Origin of the sequence: Streptomyces sp. JW3 (genome assembly GCF_052216785.1) — a bacterium.
Classification (GTDB): Bacteria; Actinomycetota; Actinomycetes; order Streptomycetales; family Streptomycetaceae; genus Streptomyces.
On sequence record NZ_JBQOUX010000040.1, the window covers coordinates 25573 to 45677 of the forward strand.

General features: G+C 71.8%; 15 protein-coding genes, 2 tRNA genes, 1 other RNA gene and 1 pseudogene. 13 read left to right on the forward strand and 6 right to left on the reverse strand.

Going from position 1 to position 20105, the window contains the following annotated elements:
* Positions 1–23 precede the first annotated feature (23 nt).
* The 5 genes from ACTT8P_RS18150 to ACTT8P_RS18170 all read left to right on the forward strand — a co-directional run bounded on the left by ACTT8P_RS18150 (position 24) and on the right by ACTT8P_RS18170 (position 3877).
* Positions 24–995, forward strand: a complete 972-nt coding sequence (locus tag ACTT8P_RS18150) for an ABC transporter ATP-binding protein (RefSeq protein ID WP_442832695.1) — start codon at positions 24–26, stop codon at positions 993–995.
* Entirely contained in the window at positions 992–1780 is a 789-nt protein-coding gene (locus ACTT8P_RS18155) for an ABC transporter permease (RefSeq protein WP_442832696.1), read from the forward strand. The genes ACTT8P_RS18150 and ACTT8P_RS18155 overlap by 4 nt, the downstream gene beginning before the upstream one ends.
* Positions 1781–1865: 85 nt before the next feature.
* Positions 1866–3155 carry a sensor histidine kinase gene (locus ACTT8P_RS18160; protein ID WP_442832697.1) on the forward strand — a complete coding sequence of 430 codons (1290 nt, stop codon included), beginning with the start codon at positions 1866–1868 and terminating at the stop codon, positions 3153–3155.
* A gap of 14 nt (positions 3156–3169) precedes the next feature.
* Positions 3170–3772, forward strand: a complete 603-nt coding sequence (locus tag ACTT8P_RS18165; protein WP_442832723.1) for a response regulator — start codon at positions 3170–3172, stop codon at positions 3770–3772.
* A 29-nt stretch (positions 3773–3801) separates the two neighbouring features.
* Positions 3802–3877, forward strand: a tRNA-Gly gene (locus tag ACTT8P_RS18170).
* A 95-nt stretch (positions 3878–3972) separates the two neighbouring features.
* Here the strand turns inward: ACTT8P_RS18170 and ACTT8P_RS18175 are convergent.
* From ACTT8P_RS18175 to ffs, 6 genes are all read right to left on the reverse strand, one after another.
* Positions 3973–4872 (reverse strand): phosphoribosylaminoimidazolesuccinocarboxamide synthase, encoded by a 900-nt coding sequence (locus ACTT8P_RS18175; protein WP_442832698.1) that lies wholly within the window; start codon positions 4870–4872, stop codon positions 3973–3975.
* Positions 4873–4961: 89 nt separating this feature from the next.
* Positions 4962–6515: a N,N-dimethylformamidase beta subunit family domain-containing protein gene (locus tag ACTT8P_RS18180; RefSeq protein ID WP_442832699.1), complete on the reverse strand. Its 1554-nt coding sequence runs from the start codon at positions 6513–6515 to the stop codon at positions 4962–4964.
* A gap of 267 nt (positions 6516–6782) precedes the next feature.
* Positions 6783–8657, reverse strand: a complete 1875-nt coding sequence (locus ACTT8P_RS18185; RefSeq protein WP_442832700.1) for a hypothetical protein — start codon at positions 8655–8657, stop codon at positions 6783–6785.
* A gap of 290 nt (positions 8658–8947) precedes the next feature.
* The gene (gene purD, locus ACTT8P_RS18190) at positions 8948–10201 is read right to left on the reverse strand and encodes a phosphoribosylamine--glycine ligase (protein WP_442832701.1); all 1254 of its coding nucleotides are present in this window, start codon (positions 10199–10201) and stop codon (positions 8948–8950) included.
* A gap of 194 nt (positions 10202–10395) precedes the next feature.
* On the reverse strand, positions 10396–12723 hold the full coding sequence (locus tag ACTT8P_RS18195) for a DNA polymerase III subunit gamma and tau (RefSeq protein WP_442832702.1): 2328 nt from the start codon (positions 12721–12723) through the stop codon (positions 10396–10398).
* 69 nt (positions 12724–12792) lie between these two features.
* Positions 12793–12887, reverse strand: an RNA gene (gene ffs / locus ACTT8P_RS18200) — signal recognition particle sRNA small type.
* Between the two features lie 73 nt (positions 12888–12960).
* Between ffs and ACTT8P_RS18205 the strand changes: the two genes are divergently transcribed.
* The 8 genes and pseudogenes from ACTT8P_RS18205 to ACTT8P_RS18240 all read left to right on the forward strand — a co-directional run bounded on the left by ACTT8P_RS18205 (position 12961) and on the right by ACTT8P_RS18240 (position 19990).
* A tRNA-Ser gene (locus tag ACTT8P_RS18205) sits at positions 12961–13048 on the forward strand.
* Between the two features lie 619 nt (positions 13049–13667).
* The gene (locus ACTT8P_RS18210; protein ID WP_442832703.1) at positions 13668–13946 is read left to right on the forward strand and encodes a type II toxin-antitoxin system Phd/YefM family antitoxin; all 279 of its coding nucleotides are present in this window, start codon (positions 13668–13670) and stop codon (positions 13944–13946) included.
* Positions 13943–14209 (forward strand): Txe/YoeB family addiction module toxin, encoded by a 267-nt coding sequence (locus tag ACTT8P_RS18215; protein ID WP_442832704.1) that lies wholly within the window; start codon positions 13943–13945, stop codon positions 14207–14209. Before ACTT8P_RS18210 ends, ACTT8P_RS18215 begins: the two co-directional genes overlap by 4 nt.
* Before the next feature lie 661 nt (positions 14210–14870).
* Positions 14871–15196, forward strand: a pseudogene (locus ACTT8P_RS18220) (IS5/IS1182 family transposase); the annotation flags it as partial.
* Positions 15197–15672: 476 nt separating this feature from the next.
* On the forward strand, positions 15673–16122 hold the full coding sequence (locus ACTT8P_RS18225) for a hypothetical protein (RefSeq protein WP_442832705.1): 450 nt from the start codon (positions 15673–15675) through the stop codon (positions 16120–16122).
* Between the two features lie 75 nt (positions 16123–16197).
* Entirely contained in the window at positions 16198–17706 is a 1509-nt protein-coding gene (locus tag ACTT8P_RS18230) for an ABC1 kinase family protein (RefSeq protein WP_442832706.1), read from the forward strand.
* Positions 17707–17759: 53 nt separating this feature from the next.
* Positions 17760–18839: a polyprenyl synthetase family protein gene (locus ACTT8P_RS18235; RefSeq protein WP_442832707.1), complete on the forward strand. Its 1080-nt coding sequence runs from the start codon at positions 17760–17762 to the stop codon at positions 18837–18839.
* A 62-nt stretch (positions 18840–18901) separates the two neighbouring features.
* Positions 18902–19990, forward strand: coding sequence for a terpene synthase family protein (locus tag ACTT8P_RS18240; RefSeq protein ID WP_442832708.1), 1089 nt, complete (start codon positions 18902–18904; stop codon positions 19988–19990).
* Positions 19991–20105: the final 115 nt, after the last annotated feature.

Genomic DNA, 20105 nt, shown 5'->3' on the forward strand with positions numbered 1-20105 from the left:
CGTTCCGCCGGAACCCTGGAGACATGGATGCGAACGAACACGAACACGTGATTGAGGTCACCGACCTGCGGCGTGTGTACGGGGGCGGGTTCGAGGCGGTGCGCGGCATCGGCTTCAGCGTGCGGCGCGGCGAGGTCTTCGCGCTGCTCGGCACCAACGGCGCCGGCAAGACGTCGACGGTGGAACTGCTGGAGGGCCTCGCGCCACCGTCCGGCGGGCGGATCCGGGTGCTCGGGCACGACCCGTACACCGAGCGGGCCGCCGTACGCCCCCGTACCGGAGTGATGCTCCAGGAGGGCGGCTTCCCCTCCGAGCTGACCGTCGCCGAGACCGCGCGGATGTGGGCGGGGTGCGTCAGCGGGGCCCGGCCGGAGGGTGAGGTGCTCGAACTGGTCGGACTCCAGGCCAAGTCCCGGACCCGGGTCAAACAGCTCTCCGGCGGCCAGCGGCGCCGGCTCGACCTGGCGCTGGCGCTGCTCGGCTCCCCCGAGGTGCTGTTCCTCGACGAGCCCACCACCGGACTGGACGCCGAAGGCCGCCGGGACACTTGGGAGTTGGTGAGCGCGCTGCGCGACGGCGGCACGACGGTGCTGCTGACCACGCACTACCTGGAGGAGGCCGAGCACCTCGCCGACCGGCTCGCGATCATGCACGAGGGCCGGATCGCTGCCACCGGCACCCCCGACGAGGTGACCGCGGCGCGGCCGTCCCGGATCTCCTTCGAACTGCCCGAGGGCTACTTCCCCGGCGATCTGCCACCGCTCGCCGAACTCGGCGTCAGCGCGCACGAGGTCGACGGCCGGCTCGTCCGGCTGCGCACCCACGAACTCCAGCGGGCCGCCACCGGACTGCTGCTGTGGGCCGACCGGGCCGGGGTGCGGCTGCGCCGCCTGGACGTGCGGTCCGCCTCCCTGGAGGAGGCGTTCCTCGGCATCGCCAAGGAAGCGGCGGCCGGTGCCACGGACGACCCGACGACGAAGGAGTACGCGGCATGAGCGTCGACACCCTCGACGGCACCACCACGCCCGCCCGGCGGATGACCGCCCTGGCCCGGGCCGAGCTGACCCTGCTCGGGCGGAGCAAGGGCACGCTGTTCGCGGCGGTGTTCGTGCCGCTGGTGCTGCCGTTCAGCGTGCGGCAGGCGGCCAAGGAGATGGACCTCGCCGGGGCCGGGCTGACCACCGGCACCGTCGTGCTGCCCGCCGCGATCGGCTTCTCCCTGGTGTTCGCCGTGTACTCGGCGCTGGTCGGCGTCTTCGTCGTACGGCGCGAGGAACTCGTCCTCAAGCGGCTGCGCACCGGCGAACTGCGGGACGCCGAGATCCTCGGCGGCTCGGCGCTGCCGTCCGTCCTCACCGGGCTGGTGCAGACTCTGCTGCTCACGGCGGGCTGCTCGGTGCTGCTGGACCTGTCCGCGCCGTCCGCGCCGCTGCTGGCCGTCGTCGGGCTGCTGCTGGGCCTGGTGATGTGCGCGGCGCTCGCCACGCTCACCGCGAGCTTCACCCGGACCGGCGAGAGCGCCCAGGTCACGCCGCTGCCGCTGACCTTCGTCTCGATGATGGCCTCCGGCATGTTCGTCCCGCTGGAGCTGCTCCCGGACAAGGTGGCCGCCGTGTGCGAACTGCTGCCGCTGACCCCGGTCATCACCCTGATCCGCGGCGGCTGGACCGGCGACCTGTCGGCCGGCGAGGCACTGGGCGCGGTGACGACGGCGGTGGCCTGGACCGTGTTCGCGGTGTTTGCTGTACGCCGGTGGTTCCGCTGGGAACCGCGGCGCTGAGACGGAGCGCGGTGAGACACGCGAGACACCGCGGGATACGGCGCGATACAGCGCGATACGGCGGGGGATGAAGGGAAGCGGAGCGATGCGCGGGCCGGGTGGCTGGTGGGGGCGGAAGACCACGCCGGCGAAGGTGGAGACGTACACGCGGTGGTCGTTCCACTTCTTCGGGGTGATCGAGATCACCGTGGTCGGGCTGGCCTCCTTCGCGCAGGTGGACGCCGGGCTGGCGAGCGCGCTGACGCTGACGGTCGTCGCCCACGTCGCGCTCTGCATGCTGACCGCCTCCCGGGCGCTGGACTGGACCCGTGGTCGGCGGGCCCGGCCGGTGGGGCTGCTGTGGGCGCTCGGCGCCCTCACCGCCGCGCTGGCGGCCGGCGCGCTGCTCTACGTGGAACTCGGGTCCGGCGACGACGCCGTCGCCACCGCGGTGGGCGGTGACTTCGGAGTGCTGGTGACCTTCGGCGTCGGCATCATGGCGCTCGGGATGGCCGGCCGACGGCAGGTGAGCTGGCTGGTCGGCGGTTTCGCGGCGGGCTCCGGTGCGGTGGCCCTGCTGCTGGGCGCGCCCGCGGCCGCGGCGCTGGTCACGACCGTCAGTGTGCTGTTCGGCACCAGCTTCCTCGCGCTCACCTCGTTCTTCTCCGTGTGGCTGCTCAACGCCGTCTACGCGCTCGACGAGGCCCGCGAGACCCGGGCCCGGCTGGCGGTCGCCGAGGAACGGCTGCGGTTCGGCCGGGACCTGCACGACGTGATCGGGCGCAACCTCGCCGTCATCGCGCTCAAGAGCGAACTGGCCGTCCAGCTGACCCGGCGCGAACGCCCCGAGGCCGTGGACCAGATGATCGAGGTGCAGCGCATCGCCCGGGAGTCGCAGCGGGAGGTGCGGGCTGTCGTACGGGGTTACCGGGAGGCCGACCTGAACGCCGAACTCACCGGCGCCCGGGGGGTGCTGGACGCCGCGGGCATCCGCTGCGAGGTGACCGGCGAGACGGCCGGGCTGCCCGACCGGGTGCAGTCGGCGCTCGGCTGGGTGGTGCGCGAGGCCACCACCAACGTACTGCGACACGGGGCGGCGGAACGGTGCGCCGTGACGGTTCGGACGACCGGAGAGCGAGTGGTACTGACCGTGGAGAACGACGGCGCCGGCGAGACGGCGGGGGAACGGATCGGCGGACGGGGCGGCGGGCGCGGCGGCTCGGGGCTGGCCGGACTGCGGGAACGGCTGACCGCGGTGGACGGGACGCTGACGGCGGGGCGCGCCGAGGGCGGCTTGTTCCGGGTGGTGGCGGAGGTGCCGTTGGGGGCTGGTAGTACGGGGGGTGCTGGTAGTACGGACGGTACGGATGGGGCCGGGCTGGAGGTCGCGTCGTGAGTGACGCCGTACGGGTGCGGGTGCTGCTCGCCGACGACGAGCACCTCATCCGCGGGGCGCTGGCCGCCCTGCTGTCCCTGGAGGACGACCTGCTGGTGGTCGCCGAGGCGGCCACCGGTCCGGAGGCGCTGGCGATGGCCCGGGCGCACGAGCCCGATGTGGCGGTCCTGGACCTCCAGATGCCGGGCGCGGACGGTGTGAGGGTCGCCACATCGCTGCGGACCGAGCTGCCCGGCTGCAAGGTGCTGATCGTGACCAGTCACGGCCGGCCCGGACATCTGAAGCGGGCGCTGGCCGCCGGGGTGCGCGGGTTCGTGCCGAAGACCGTCAGCGCCCAGCGGCTCGCCGAGATCATCCGCACGGTGCAGGCCGGAAACCGCTACGTCGACCCGGAGTTGGCGGCCGACGCGATCTCCGCCGGGGACTCGCCGCTGACCGCCCGCGAGGCCGAGGTGCTGGAGCTGGCCGCCGATGGGGCGCCGGTCGCCGAGATCGCCGAACGGGCCGCGCTCGCCGAGGGGACCGTACGGAACTACCTGTCGTCGGCGGCGACGAAACTCGGGGCGGAGAACCGGCACACCGCGGTGCGTCTCGCCCGCGAGCGAGGTTGGGTATAGTGGTGCTCGCACCGCAGCGCGGAGCACAGGCGAACGTAGCTCAGTTGGTAGAGCGCAACCTTGCCAAGGTTGAGGTCGCGAGTTCGAACCTCGTCGTTCGCTCCAGTTTCATCACATGGTTCGCGTGATGTGAGAAAGCCCCCGGTTTCGGCCGGGGGCTTTCTTCGTGTTCTTCCCGGGTTCTTCCGGTGGTCCGGTGCTCAGGACCAGCTGAGGCCCGTCAGCCGCTCGTACGCCTCGATGTACTTGGCACGGGTCGCGTCCACCACCCGCTGCGGCAGCGCCGGCGGCGGCTGCTCGCTCTTGCGGTCCCAGCCGGACTCGGCCGAGGTCAGCCAGTCGCGGACGTACTGCTTGTCGTACGACGGCTGCGCCCGGCCCGGCTGCCATGTCTCGGCCGGCCAGAAGCGGGAGGAGTCCGGGGTGAGGACCTCGTCGGCGAGGATCAGCTCCTCCCCCTCGAAGCCGAACTCGAACTTGGTGTCGGCCAGGATGATGCCCCGGTCGCGGGCGATGTCCCGGGCCCGGGAGTACACCGCGAGGGTCGCCTGCCGCAGCCGGGCGGCGGTGTCGGCGCCGACCTGGCGGGCGACCTCCTCGTAGGAGACGTTCTCGTCGTGCTCGCCGACCTCGGCCTTGGTGGCCGGGGTGAAGATCGGGGCGGGCAGCTCCGAGCCGTCGACCAGGCCCTCGGGCAGGGCGAGGCCGCAGACGGTCCGGGACTCGTCGTACTCGACCAGGCCGGAGCCGGTGAGGTAGCCGCGCGCCACGCACTCCACCGGAATCATGTTCAGCGACTTGCAGACCAGCGCGCGGCCCGCCCAGTCGGCGGGGGCGCCGGCCGGCAGTTCGGTGCTCAGCACATGGCTGGGTACGAGGTCGGCGAGCTGGTCGAACCACCACAGGGAGAGCTGGGTGAGGACCCGGCCCTTGTCGGGGATCTCGGTGGGCAGTACCCAGTCGTAGGCGGAGATGCGGTCGCTGGCGACCATCACGAGGTCGCCCGCCTCGTTGCGGTACAGCTCGCGCACCTTGCCGGTGTGCAGGTGCACCAGGCCCGGAACCTCAAGCGGCTCGGGCTTTTCGACGAATCCGGACACGGTTCCTCCCCGTGGTTCTGTCCAATGCCTCCGCATTCTCCCGTACGGCGGGGCGAGCGGAGACAGGGGGGCGGTGACTGCGGCGCGGATCATTCCCGTTTGCAGATGCGGTCCATCAGGTTGGCGGTGGCGCGCTGGATACGGGGGTCGACGTGGCCGGGGCGGTCCAGGGCCGGGGACCAGGCGAACGTTCCGGACGCGAACACCCAGGCGCCGGACGACGCCCGGTACAGGGATGTCTCCTGGTGCCGCGGGGCTCCGTCGGCGTCCTGGTACGGGGAGTGCGCGAGCAGCACCCGCTCGTCGTACGGGGGCAGCGGGGCGCGGGGGAAGTAGCGGTCGGCCTCGCCCGCGACCAGGTGCTCGATCCCGTCGCCCTCGTGTGCGCCGGTGGCCTCCCACAGCCAGTGGTCGGAGTTGCGGACGATCAGCGGGTGCGGCTCGGGGACCCGGCCCGCGTACTGGATGCCGAGTATCTCCTGCTCGGGGCGGTCGATCTCGCGCCACAGCACCGGTTTGCCGGGGCCCTTGCGTTTGCGGCAGGTGAGCAGGCGGTCGGGGACGCCGGACGGCGACGGGGACAGCTCCACCTGCCAGTACATGGTGTTGGCGGAGAGGAAGACCAGCGACGTGCCCTGCTCGCGGGCGAGTTCGGTGGTGCGGCGCATGGCGGTCGACCAGTACTCGTCGTGACCGGGGAAGACCAGGCCCCGGTAGCGGGTCGGGTCGACGCGGCCGGCGTGCAGGTCGCCGGCGTCGGCGTAGGCGAGGTCGTAGCCGTAGCGCTCGGCGAAGCGGATGAAGTCGTAGGCGTGGCCGACGTGCAGGGGGAGGCCCGCGCCCGCGTACGGGCGGTCGAAGGAGACGGTCGTCGCGGCGTCGGCCTCGCCGAGCAGCCGGCCGTCCTTGTCCCAGGCGTGGTAGAGGCTGGCGCCGGTGCGGCCGTCCTCCGGGTACAGGTTGTACGCCTGCCAGGTGATGTCCGGCAGGAGCAGGAGCAGGTCGGCGGGGTGGTTGTCGCGGACGGTGAAGGGGACGTGCGAGCGGTAGCCGTCGGCGGTGGTGAGGACGGCGACGTACGCGCCGATGTTCCAGTACGTCGGGACCTGGAGGCGCCAGGACAGCCACCAGTGGTGGCAGGAGACCGTGCGGTCGGCGGTGAGCGGCGCGGGCTGGACGATGCCGGACAGCCGGGGGCTGCTGGTGATCTTGGCGGCGCCGTCGCCGCCGTAGTGGCCGATGCGGTAGACGTCCACGGAGAACTGCTGGGGCGGGTCGACGGTGATGTGGAAGTCGATGGCGTCGCCGGGCGCGACCGCGCCGGTGGAGGTGAAACCCTTGATCTGCCGGCGTACGTCGTCGGCGGAGCGGGGGCGGCCGTCGCCGGAGTGGCGGGGCGGTTTTCCGGTTGCTCCGGTTGTTCCGGTCGTTCCGGTGGTCCCGGTCGTTCCGGTCGTTCCGGTCGTTCTGGTGCGGGTGTTCTGGACGGGATCCTGGTCCACGTACCAGGGGACGATCTGACCGCTGTCGCCGAAGTACGTCTCGCCGCCGCGCAGCCACGGCACCGGTCCCAGTCCGAAGGGGTCCGTCACGGCGTGCGCGAGTGCTCCGGATTCCCATCGGCGGATCTGCTCGGACCCCATGGGTCATTCCCCTCCCTCTTGCCCCCGTGGTCGTGCGTATGACGTACGCGATTGCCATGTGCGCGATCGGTCCCAGCACATCACATTTCGCACGCAGGCTGTCACGGTTCGTTGCGAACTGAGCCAAAGTGGAATTAGGGGGTCCGGAATGGTGGGGAGGGGGTGGTGGGGCCGGTGGGGCCGGTGGGGCCGACGGCGGGTTGCGGGGGGTTGCGGGGGGGGTGGGGGGTCCGGGGAGGTGGGGGTGAGTCGTGCGGGGAGGGTGGCTCAGACCAGGCGGACGGGCTTCTCCGGGCGTATGCCCTGGTCGGTCAGCCACGCGCGCAGAGGGGCCGGATCGCCGGTCTCGACGAGGGCGAGGATGCGGGGGGCCAGATCGGCGGCGCGCTCGCCGCGGATCAGCAGGGACGGGCCGTCCAGCCAGTCCAGGCCGGGGACCGCGCCCGCGGTGTCCATCGCCGCGCAGCACACCATCGCCGTGACGTGATCGGTGAGGATCTCGCGGCCGGTGCGCGGGGGGCGCAGCGGGAGGAGGGGAAGGGGGCGGTCGTCCCAGAGGACGGAGTCGTTTGGCCGGCTTCCCGAGGTGGGCGAGGTGGGCGAGGTGGCTGTGGTTTCCTCGCGGGCCAGCTCGGCGGTGAGTCCGGCGGCGAGAGCGGCGCCGCGGGCGGTGGTGCCGGCCAGGTCTTCGTCGTCGTCCGGGAAGGGCGGCGCGGCGACGGGCGACGGGCTCGGGGTGGGGTTCGGGGTGGGATGCGTGGGCTGCGCGGGGTCCTTGAGCTCCGTGAGATCCGTGAGGTCCGTGAGGTGGTCCAGGACGCGGGCCAGGGTGGGGCCGTCGGTGTCCGGGCCGGTGCCGTCGGCGGTGCGGCGGACGCCGAGGGAGTCCAGGACGCGGTGCAGGCGGGCCGCGTCGGTGCGCCAGGTGCGGTCGACGACCTCCTCCGGGTACTCGTGCCACTCCAGCGGCGCCCAGTCCGGGCCGGGCTCGGCGGGGCCGCCGTGGAAGAGACGGGCGGCGAGCAGCGAGGTCGCCTCGTCCATCGCACCGGGCTCTTCCAGCAGGTCACAGGCGGGTCGCTCACCCAGCCGGGAGGCGAAGCCCTCGGCCAGCCGGTCCCGCCGGGACAGCTCGGTCAGCGCGGCGACGACGCCGGCGTCCAGCCGGGTGGGCCAGCGGCCGGTCCGCCAGGCGGGCAGCGCCACCCGGGTCAGCAGCCGGTCCCAGCCCGCGTAGGCCAGGCCGACCTGTTCCTGGGCGACGATCCGCAGTCCGTAGTCCACCGCTTGGGCGCGCTCGGCGGCGGCCGTCGCGACGCCGCGCTCCATCTCGGCGGCGTGCGTACGGCAACTGCGCAGCAGCAGCCGGGCCGCCCAGCCGAGGCCGGCCCGCGCACTGCGGGACAGCGCGTGCCGTCCCGGCTCCGAGGCCACTGCCACCGCCGCGTCCAGGCCCCGTACGAAGCGCCGGGCGGCGGCTATGTCGGGGTGCGCGGACGGTCCCGTACCGGCGACGACCGGGGCGAGGACCGCGCGCAGCTCACCGACCCGCATCCACCACAGGAAGGGGGAGCCGATGACGAGGACGGGGGCGGTGGATGCGGTCGGGGAGGTGGTCGGGGTGGTGGTCGGGGTGGTGGTCGGGGTGGTGGTCGGGGAGGAGGCAGCGGTGGGGTCGGGGGACGAGGCGGTGCCGGCGCGATCCGCCGGGGGCGGGGGGCGGCCGTGCGCCCGGTGGGTGCGGTCCTCCAGCCAGCTGTCGCAGTCCGGGGTGAGCGCTATCGCGGACGGGGCGGGCACGTCGAGCCGGTTGGCGAGGTCGCGCACCATCCGGTACAGGTCCGGCGCCGACGCCTCGGCGATCGCGACCGTCGGGGTGACGGCCGGCCGCGCGCGGGCCACGACCGCGGCGACACCGGCGGCGGCGAGCAGAACGAGGACGGCGACCACGGTCACCGTCCAGCGGGCGGCGTCCCAACCCGCACCGACCAGATGGCCGGTGGAACCGCCCACCAGCAGGATCACCGCGGCGGCGGCCGGCAGCAGCGCGATGGCCAGGGCCCGGCTACGGACCCGCAGCACGGCCAGGGCCCGGGCCCGCGCGCCCTGCGCTCCCCGCTCCTCCACGCCCATGCCGCTCATGACCGGACCTCATCCCCTCACTGACCTGACGCGCCTGCCTGTGGTGCCGTTGCCGGTAGTGCTCACTCCCCCACTGTGGCACCCGCCACTGACATCGCAATGCGCGGTGGGCCAAGTGCCGGAATGCTTGCGCCGCACCCTAGTTGGGGGGTCGGGACCCGTCAGCCGTATGGGGCATCGGTCACTCGATGGAATGGCTTTGGGGAGAGGTGGATGACACACGGCAAGCGTCAGGCCCCGGCTCTCTGGAGAACCGGGGCCTGCTGGAACGCTGGCGGCGCGGTGCCGGGTTACGCCTCGGCGGCCGCCTTCGCCGCGATGTCCGTACGGTGCTGGGAGCCGTCGAGGCCGATGCGGGCGACGGCCCGGTAGGCGCGGTCACGGGCCTCGGTGAGGTCGGTGCCGGTGGCCGTGACGGACAGCACCCGGCCGCCGGCGCTGACGACGGCGTCGCCCTCGGTCCTGGTGCCGGCGTGCAGCACGTAGGCGTGCGGGGCGTCCTCGGCGGCGACCTGGTCGAGACCGGTGATCGGGTCGCCGGTTCGCGGGGTGCCGGGGTAGTTGTGCGAGGCGATGACGACGGTGACCGCGGCGTCGTCGCTCCAGCGCAGGGGTTCGAGGTCGGCGAGGTTGCCGGTGGCGGCGGCCATCAGCAGCCCGGCGAGCGGGGTGCGCAGCCGGGCCAGGACGACCTGGGTCTCGGGGTCGCCGAACCGGGCGTTGAACTCGATCACGCGGATGCCGCGCGAGGTGATCGCGAGCCCGGCGTAGAGGAGACCCGAGAAGGGGGTGCCGCGGCGGCGCATCTCGTCGACGGTCGGCTGGAGGACGGTGTGCACGACCTCGTCCACGAGCTTGGGGTCGGCCCACGGCAGCGGGGAGTAGGCGCCCATGCCGCCGGTGTTGGGACCCGCGTCGCCGTCGAGCGCGCGCTTGAAGTCCTGGGCGGGCTGGAGCGGCCGTACGTTGTCCCCGTCGGTGATGGCGAAGAGGGAGACCTCGGGGCCGTCGAGGAACTCCTCGATGACCACGCGGCCGCACGCGCGCGCGTGGGCCCGGGCGGCTTCGAGGTCGTCGGTGACGACGACGCCCTTGCCGGCGGCGAGACCGTCGTCCTTGACGACGTACGGGGCGCCGAAGGCGGCGAGGGCCGCGTCGGCCTCCTCCGGGGTGGTGCAGACGTAGGAGCGGGCCGTGGGCACGCCGGCGCCCGCCATGACGTCCTTGGCGAACGCCTTGGAGCCCTCCAGTCGCGCGGCCTCCTTGGAGGGGCCGAAGACCGGGATGCCGGCCTCGCGCACGGCGTCGGCGACTCCGGCGACCAGGGGCGCCTCCGGGCCGACCACGACCAGTTCGGCGCCGAGGCGCGTGGCGAGCGCGGTCACCGCCGTGCCGTCGAGCGCGTCGACCTGGTGCAGCTCGGCGACCTCGGCGATCCCGGCGTTGCCGGGGGCGCAGTGCAACGCCGTGACGTCGGGGTCGAGGGACAGGGAACGGCACAGGGCGTGTTCGCGGGCACCGCTGCCGATGACGAGGACCTTCACGGGGTCAGCCTAACGGGAGCGGGCGGGGGCGGATTGTGCGGGCCGCCGAGGGGGCGGAGGGTGGGGGTTCGTCGGATCCTCCGAGGATCGGGGGCTTCGGCGGGCGGGGTCCTCCGGGGGCCAGGGTCCTCCGGCGGCCGAGGTCCTCCGAGGGCATGCGGGGCTTACGGGTCCGCGTACATGCCCTCGCGCGCTCACTCGTTGGCGATCTCCTCCACCACCGTCGCTCCCAGCTCCCGGACGAGCAGTTCCTTGCCGGAGAGGGCCGACTCGTCGAGGTCGGGGTCGTCCTCCTCGGGGATGTCGTCCTCGATGGAGACCGGCGGTGGCTCGGGAGCCGGGGCCGGGGACTGGGGTGCGGGGGCGGGTCCCGCGGACGCCGAGGGCGGGGTGGAGGCGGAAGGTCCGGAGGAGCCGTAGGACCCGGAGGGCGCGGGTGCGGGTGAGGGCGCCGCCGGGCGCTGGGCAGGGGCGGGGGCGCCACCGCCGTAACCGCCACCGCCTCCATACCCGCCGCTGCCACCACCGGAGGGTCCGGACGGCGGCGGGGGCGGCGCCGAACCACCGGACGGGTCGACGACCGCCTCGATCTTCCACTGGACGTTGAACTGCTCGCTCAGAGCCTGCCGCAGTACGTCCTCGCTGCCGCTGCTGACGAAGTTGTCACGAGCACCGACGTTGACGAAGCCGAGCCGCAGGGACGTGCCGTCGAAGCCAGTGACCTGGGCGTTCTGACTGAGCAGGATCCAGGTGAACCGGCGGCGGTTTTTGACCGCCTCCAGGATGTTCGGCCACAGGGTGCGGGGGTCGAGACCGCCGGGCGCCGAGAAGGCGGCGCCGGGGGCGGACTGGGCAGGTGCCGGGGCAGGGGCGGGGGCGGGAGCCGGTGTGGGTGCGGCGGCTGGAGTCGGGCCCGGGGGGGTGTCGCCGGGGCCGGCCGGGGCCGACGGTGTCGCCGTCGGCCAGCCACCGGGACGCCGGCCGCCCCCTGCGGGAGTCGCGGTGGGCCAAGCACCGGGGGCGGAGGACTGGGCGGAAGCGGCCGGAGTAGGAGGAGTAGGAGTCGGCGCCGGTGCCGGTGCCGGTGCAGGAGCAGGAGTAGGCGCGGGAGCAGAAGCTGACGCAGCCGCAGCCGCAGCCGCGGGCGCAGATCCGCCAAGGTCAGGCCCGTCACCGGAACCACTCCCCTGACCCTCGGCCGCCGCGGGCGCCCCCGGCCCCCGCACCGCCGCCCGGGCCGCGGCGGCACCGCCACCCGGCGGCACAGGCGCGGCACCCGCGTGGGCAGGGCCGTGAGCTTGGCCATGGACCTCGGGCCCCGGCACATACGCGGCGGCCGGCAACCCTGCCCCCGACGAGAAGTTCACCCCCCGCTCGATACGGTCCAGCCGGGCCATCACCGACCGCTCGTCGCCGTACGCGGCCGGCAGCAGCACGCGCGCGCAGATCAGTTCCAGCTGGAGCCGCGGCGAGGTGGCGCCGCGCATCTCGGTGAGCCCCTCGTTGACGAGGTCAGCGGCGCGGCTCAGCTCGGCGGCGCCGAAGGACCGCGCCTGGGCCTGCATCCGCTCGACGACATCGGCCGGGGCGTCGATGAGCCCCTTCTCGGCGGCGTCGGGCACGGCGGCGAGGATCACCAGGTCCCGCAACCGCTCCAGCAGGTCGGCCACGAACCGCCGCGGGTCGTTGCCGCCTTCGATGACCCGGTCCACGACCTCGAAGGCCGCGGCGCCCTCCCCCGAGGCGAACGCCTCGACCACGGAGTCGAGCAGCGAGCCGTCCGTGTACCCGAGCAGCGCCGTCGCCATGGCGTACGTCACACCGTCCGCGCCGGCCCCGGCCAGCAACTGGTCCATGACGGACATGGAGTCACGCACGGACCCCGCACCGGCCCGCACGACCAGCGGAAGCACCCCGTCCTCGACCGGGATGTCCTCCTTGCCGCACACCTCGGCGAGGTAGTCCCGCAGGGTGCCGGGCGGCACCAGCCGGAAAGGATAGTGATGGGTCCGCGACCGGATGGTGCCGATGACCTTCTCGGGCTCGGTGGTCGCGAAGATGAACTTGAGATGCTCCGGCGGTTCCTCGACGACCTTGAGCAGCGCGTTGAAACCGGCCGACGTGACCATGTGGGCCTCGTCGATGATGTAGATCTTGTACCGGCTGCCGGCGGGCCCGAAGAACGCCTTTTCCCGCAGGTCACGCGCGTCGTCGACACCACCGTGCGAGGCGGCGTCGATCTCGATGACGTCGATCGAACCCGGCCCGTTGCGCGCGAGGTCCTGGCAGGACTGACAGGTGCCGCAGGGGGTGGGCGTCGGCCCCTGCTCGCAGTTCAGACACCGCGCCAGGATGCGGGCGCTGGTCGTCTTGCCGCAGCCGCGCGGACCGCTGAACAGGTACGCGTGATTGACCCGGTTGTTCCGCAGCGCCTGCTGCAACGGGTCGGTGACATGCCCCTGCCCGATGACCTCCGCGAAGGTCTCCGGGCGGTAGCGGCGGTAGAGCGCGAGAGACGACACGCATACGAGGTTATAGGCGACGACTGACAACCGGCCCGGCCCCGGGAATCCCCGGGAACCCCTGGGAACGCAGACGCCCCCCACGCACCCGCCAGAGCCAACCTACCCTTGCTGCCTTCCGGCCCTGGGGGAGTTCAGTCAGATAGCGCCGCGTGAGGGGCTGCGCCCAGCGTACCTGATCGCGCACCCCAGGAACGAGTTCGCAAGCACCCTTCGACGTCATGTAATGTCTCCAGCGGAGGATTCGCCTAGAGGCCTAGGGCGCACGCTTGGAAAGCGTGTTGGGGGCAACCCCTCACGAGTTCGAATCTCGTATCCTCCGCCAGTGCCTCACCGGGCACGATGTCGAAGGGCCCCACCGTTCGCGGTGGGGCCCTTCGACGTGCGCCGCGCAACCGGCAAGGCCGTGGGGCCTGTGTAGCTCCACCTGCGTTCTGTGGGGCCCTTGTGCTGCTGTCCAGGCTCGTCCGGACAGGGCCGCCTCGAACGCTTCGCCGCAGGCAGGGACAGCTGCGACCTTCACGGGCCCCTATGAACATTCGGGCAGCGTTGGGGCACCCTCACGGGTTCGAAGCTCGTATTTTCCGCAGCCGCCTGACCAGGTCAGCGGGCGATGCGCATCGTCGCCCTCGACTGCAGAGCCCTGTCCCTGGCCGTGCGAGGCAACCGCGGAATGATCGCCTGGCTCGGCCTCGCGGCAGAAGGCGAGGCGGAAGTGGTAACGGATCCCACACCCGGTCGGGGCGTTCGACCGGGAGAATCACGGAGAAGCCCTGGAGCCGAGTGCTCTCCCGCCTTGAAGTCGCCGGCATCGGGAAGGACGAAAACCACCGGGCACGGCGGCTCCTGGCGGACAACGAGCTGCACGGCCACAGACGCGGCCGACCGGCCTTTGGCAATCACCTCACCCTCCAGGAGCAATAACGTACGCTATTCTGTACGCCATGAGGACGATGAGCGCGACCGAGCTGCGCGGAAACCTCGCTGCCGCACTTGATTCCGTCGAGAATGACGCCGAGGAACTCGTCATCACCCGAGCCGGCCACGAACCGTTGGTCGTAGTCTCCCTGGCCGAGTACGCCTCCCTCCGCGAGACCGACTACCTGCTGCGCTCTCCCGCCAACGCCGACCACCTGCGCGAGTCCCTCCGGGAGTACCAGGAGGGCCGCAGCCAGGCCCGCGAACTGATCGACCCCGAGGACCTCACCGAGCGGTCCCCATGAAGATCCAGTGCACCGAGGGCGGCTGGAGCGACTACCTGTCCTGGCAGGTGGACGACCGCCGTCTCCTCAAGCGCATCAACCAACTGATCGACGACATCCGGCGCAACGGCCACGAGGGCATCGGAAAGCCTGAGCCGCTGCGCCACGAGCTCGCCGGGGCCTGGTCCCGCCGGATCGACCAGGAACACCGCCTGGTCTACGTCCTCGATGAGCAGGCCGACACCGTGTGCGTCCTTGCCTGCCGCTATCATTACCGCAAGTAACAGCCCTTCGCCTGACGCGGGAGCAGTCACCCGCCCCCCAGCTCCCACCACCTCGGTCTTCGAGTCGTCCCCGCACAGGGGAGGTCCCGCACCGTGTTCAGCCCGGACGGGACTGCCATGGGGTCCCCGCGCAGCCGGGAGTGGTCACCCACCAGAGGCATCACGCTGATCCTCACCCCGGCCAAGGCGGTGGCCACGCGCCGTGCTCCCGTTGCAGGCCTCGACCAGGGCGGGGCCGAGGGTTGCAGTTGGCGTTGCATTCGTGGTCGTGCAAGGGCGTCCATACGCGTGATCCACCGTCACGGGACCACATGCCAGGACGACCACGAACCCTCCGGAACCCCCGCACGAACAGTAGGAAAGCGTGTTGGGGGCAACCCCTCACGAGTTCGAAACGTCGACCAGGAGCACCGCGAGATCTTCGCCGCGTTCCTTCAGCAGGGCCTCGTGGAGCCGCTCCGAGATCCCCTGCTTCCGCCACCGCGGGCGCACCATCACCTCGGACACGGCGTAGGTCGCGGTGTATTCGTTGACTCGGCGCTGAAGGAAGACGTTCGTTCCCGGCGTACCTCGCCGAACTCATCGGGTCGGCCGGCGAAGTCATCACGGTGGACATCGACCCCGCCGTCACCGATCGCGCGTCCCGGGGGTCATCGCCATCGGCCGATCCGTGCCCGGCAACCGCAACGACCTCAAGGCGGGGGAGTTGCCAGGCGCCAAGGCCGCCGTCGGCCGCACCGCGGCGTACCCGGCCAGGCTGGCCTTCTGGCCTTCTGGCCTTCTGGCCTGGAAAGGGATTCACAACCGCTCACACGCAAGGTCCGCGCCCGCGTCGAGCATGCCTTCGCCCGCATGAAGATCTGGAAGAACCTCCGCGACTGCCGCCTGAAAGGCGACGGCGTCCACCACGCCATGCTCGACGTAAGCCGCCTACCCAAGCAGGTCAACGAGCACGCCGTAGATCATTTATGGGACACCGCCCAATAATCTACACACGGAATCCCCCCCTTCTGCACTCCGGACTTTCTTTCCAGGCGACATCCGCAATTACGGAGGCGTTTTTCTCGACAATGCGGTGAGCCTATTTTCAGCAGAGTGAAAGTCAGCCTTGACGTGCTGGCTCGTACGACTGTCACCTACCGCCGCGCTCTTTGCGGGCGCTCTTTGCGGGTGACGGCGTGCGACGGCGCGTGAACCCTTCGGAAAATGCGCTTCACTCGAATGAATGAACCGGTCACAGAGCGGTGTTCCTGGTTGTTCCGACCGGCCAGACTGAGAGCAGTCGAAAAACCGCTCTGAATTCTTCTCTGGAGTGGGTGCGGTCGTGGATCTCATATTCCTGGACCCACGCGAACATTCCCTCTTGCTGTTTTCCAGAAAGGGTCCATCGTATGTCTCGTCGGCGTTCCCGTGCGTCTTTCAGTCATGCATTGCGCGATATCGCACGTGCCGCGGAGGATCTCGTGGACGACGGTCTCGACAGAGCCGGCGACTTCGAGGACGGACTGCGCAGTTCCGTCAGCCGGGCGTTGGACGACGACCGTAATGACCGTCGCGACTGCCACCACGACCACGACCGGGGCGGGCACCGCAGTCGTCAGAACGGGGCCGGGGACGGATCGTGGCGGCGGTCCGGTCCGGATGAGGCAGAGCCCTATGCGTCCGGGCCCCGGCAGGGCCCGCGTCGGCGCACGGACGACGAGCCCTCCGCCGAGGACTGGAACGAGCTCTCGGCGCTGCGGGACCAGCTGAACGTACTCCGAGAACGGCTGGATGCGCGCGCGGAGGAGGGGGACGGTCCCGGTAGCCGGGGCCGGGTCCCGAGTGCCCGCGGGGCGGAGGACTTCGACAGCCTGAAGGACGAGCTGGCGCGTCTGAGCGACCGGGTCGAGCGCATCCGCGATGCGCGCTGACCGCCCGTTCCCCGGCCCACGACGCTATGCCGCCGGGCCGGGGACCACGAGCTGCCCGGCAGGGGAGCGCGCCAGGTGAGTACGGGCCGAGGGCGAGTGCTGATGCGGGTGCTCGCCCACCTGGTCCGGCAGGAAGCGGCGCTCGCCGTCACCTCCGCCGGCCGGGCCGACGAGGGGGCTCTGCGCCGGGCCCGCAATGTCCGGCGGGCACTGGAGAGCCTGGGGCCGTTCTATGTGAAGGTCGGCCAGATGCTGGCCACCCGGCCCGACATCGTGACCCCGCAGATGATCGATGAGTTCGAGAAGCTGCAGGACGGGGCCTCGCCCGCACCGTTCAGTGACTTCGAGCCGGTGCTCCGTGAGGAGCTGGGGCCGGGGTGGGCCGGGCGGTTCCGTGACTTCGACACCGAGCGTCCCTTGGGCACCGCGTCGCTCGCCCAGGTGTACCGGGCGGAACTGCCCGGCGGGCGGCCGGTGGCGGTGAAGATCCAGCGCCCTGGCGTGCGGGAGACGGTCGAGGCGGACATGCGGCTCATGGGCTCCCTGTCCCGCTTCGCCTCCCGTCGGTCCTGGCGTTTCAACGAGGTCATCGACGTCGAGGCCATGCTCAGTGTGGTCTTCGACGCGATGCGGCCCGAACTCGACTTCGTGGCGGAAGCCCGGAACATGACCGAGGCGGCCAAGGTGGCCGAGGACTTCGATCATGTGGCCGTGCCCGAGGTCGTCGAGGCCACCGAACGGGTCCTGGTGCAGGGTCTCGCGCCGGGGAAGCCGATCCGGGAAGCCGACAGAGACCGGTTCGACCCCGAGGAGCGCAAGGCCATCGGCCAGGACCTGCTCGCCTTCATGTACCGGGGCTACTTCGTCGACCGCATCTTCCACGCGGACCCGCACCCGGGGAATATCTTCGTCGAACCAGGCCACCCGGCCACCCTGATCGACTGGGGAATGGTCGGACGCATCGACCGGCCCATGAGCACCAGCATCCTGCTGCTCCTGCTCAACCTGGCGATGAACGACGGGGCGGGGACCGCACGGGCCTGGGTCGACATGGGCAGCGCCACCTCATGGGCGAACACCGCGGCGTTCGCCGGCGACATGGCCTCGCTGGTACCGCAGATCGCCACGGCCTCCCTGGAGGAACTCAACTTCGGAGTCACCCTCACCGCCGTGCTGCAGCACTCCACCCGGCGCGGCATCCGCACCAGCCCCATGATCTCCATCCTGGGCAAGTCCTTCGCCAACATCGAAGGCTCCATCCGGCACCTGAGCCCGGAGCTGTCCTTGATCGATGTCTTCTCCGAGGAGCTCAGTGGAATCGTCACCGACCTGGTCAAGGAATCGCTCTCGCCGAAGCATGCGGTCCGCACCGCCCTGGAAGTGATCACCGCCGGTGGCTCCGCCCCCCAGCAACTGCGGGGCATCACCAGGGACCTGTCCAACCAGGACCTGACCATGCGGATGAACCTCACCGGCTCCCGCTCGTCCACCCGCTCCTCCTCCAGCCTGCGCAAAGGCGCGGCAGAAGTGTCCCTCGCGCTCGCCACCACGATGCTCTGGAACCACTACGCCAAGGACCGCTGACCAGCGTTTCACCGCCGCGTCCGCCGGCTGTCCGCAGGGAGGAAGCACCCCCCGTGAGTACCGACCTCGCCCCCACCCTCGACCTCGACGCCCTGCGCGAGCGGATCGACACCGCCCTGGCGCAGGGCCTGCGCAGCCCGTCGGCCGCGGTCCCCGCCCCACGGGGCCGGGCCGGCGAGCTGACCCGGGCCCTGACCGACTTCGTCCTCGCACCCGGCAAACGCATCCGGCCCCTGCTGTGCGTCCTCGGCTGGCACGCCGCCGACGGCGGCGACGGGGACGGCGAGGAGACCCTGTGGCGCACGGCGGCGAGCCTGGAGGTCTTCCACGCCTTCGCCCTGATCCACGACGACATCATCGACGGCAGCCCCACCCGCCGGGGCCGGCCCAGCGCCCACCGCTACTTCGCCGGACGCCACCGTTCCAGACCGGACGCGGACGCCTTCGGCACGCACGCCGCCATCCTCCTCGGCGACCTGGCCCTCATCTGCTCCAACTCCTTCATCCACACGGCCGGCCTGACCGCCCGGCAGCGCGACACGGTGCTGCCGTTGCTCGACGCCATGCGCGGTGAGGTGCTGCTCGGCCAGCACATGGACCTGATGGCCACCGGACGGCCCACCGACGACGTGGAAGAGGCCATGACCATCGCCCGCCTGAAGACCGCCAAGTACACCGTCGAACGTCCCCTGCACCTGGGCGCCGCCTTGGCCGGCGCCGGCCCGGATCTGCTGGCCCGGTGCTCCGCCTACGCACTCCCCCTCGGAGAGGCGTTCCAGCTGCGCGACGACCTGCTCGGAGTCTTCGGCGACCCCGCCGTGACCGGCAAACCCGTCCATGACGACCTCCGTTCGGGCAAGGCCACCGTACTCATGGCCCTCGCCACCCGGCGTGCCACACCCGAGCAGCGCGGCACGCTCGAAGCGCTGGTCGGCCGGGCGGACCTGGACGAGGACGGCGCCGCCCACATCCGGCACGTCCTCCAGCACACCGGCGCCCGCGACACCGTCGAAAACATGATCACCACCCGGCACGAGCAAGCCCTGCGCGCCCTCGACACCAGTGCGTTCGCCCCGGAGACCGCCGCCGCCCTGCGGAAGATCGCAGCCCGCGCCGCCGTCCGCACCGCCTGACCACCTGACCGCATCCGCCGCACGGCACCGCGGCCGTCGCCGCGGCGAAAGGAGGAGAACCGGTGACCGGCACCGCCGTCGATACCGCACCCTTCTACTGCCCCATCGAGTCCGCCGTCCATCCCGAGGCCGAGGAGGCCGAGCGCCGCGCCCTGGCCTGGCTCAGCCACAGCGGCCTGTGCCGCACCCCGGCCGACCTGGCCCGCTGCGCCGGCAGCCGCAGCGCCGAGTTCTACGCCCGGTTCGCACCCAACGCCGACCTGGACCGGCTGTGGCCAGCCTCCCTGTGGGTGTACTGGGGATTCGCCTTCGACGACGCCCGGTGCGACGAAGGCCCGCTCGCCACCGACCCCGCCGCGTTCGCCACCATGGCCTACTCCGTCCAGCGCGCCTTGGAAACACCCGGCCCCCTGCACTGCGCAGACCCCTACGCCGCCGCCCTGCACGAGATCGGGGAACTGTTCCGGGCAGCCGCCGGACCCGTCCAGAACCGCCGCTTCGAGCAGGCCCACCGCGGCTGGCTCACCGGCGTCCAGTGGCAGATCGGCAACCGGGCCACCGGCCGCATGCCCGACCTCGACGCGTACCTCACCATGCGTCTGCACTCGGCCGGCGGCGAACCCACCTACGCGATGCTGGAGATCGCCAACGGCCTCGACGTGCCCGACCGGGAAATGGACTCACCCGCGGTCCGCGCCCTGACCGAGATGGCCATCCTGGTCGCGAGCCTCGACAACGACCGGCACTCCTACACCAAGGAGACCGAGCACTGCCCCACCGAACAGAACGCCGTCAACGTCTTCCAAGTCCACCACGGCTGCTCGCTGCGCCAGGCCCGCGACGAGACCATCGCCCTGCGCGACGCCGTACTGGAGCGGTTCCTGGTCCTGCGCGACCGGGTCACCCCCCGCGCCGGCGCGTCCCTGCGCCACTACCTCACCGACCTCGGGCACGGCATCCGCGGCAACATCGAATGGGCACTGCGCGTACCGCGCTACCACGCCCCGGACGGAACCGCCCGCACCGCCCCGGCGCACATCCCGGCCCAGGCATCGGCCGACCACTGGGCCGACGCACCCCGCTCCGGCAGCCACGACCCCCGGCGGCTGCCGTCCGTCGCGTGGTGGTGGAGCGACGACCTCGTCCTGTGAGCGGACGGGCAGGTCCGCCGGGCCGTCACTCCGGTGTGGCGTTGCATCGGATGCCCGCCGCCTGCACAACCTCACCCTCGCCGGATGACGAGGGACTCACGCGGGCCAACGAACA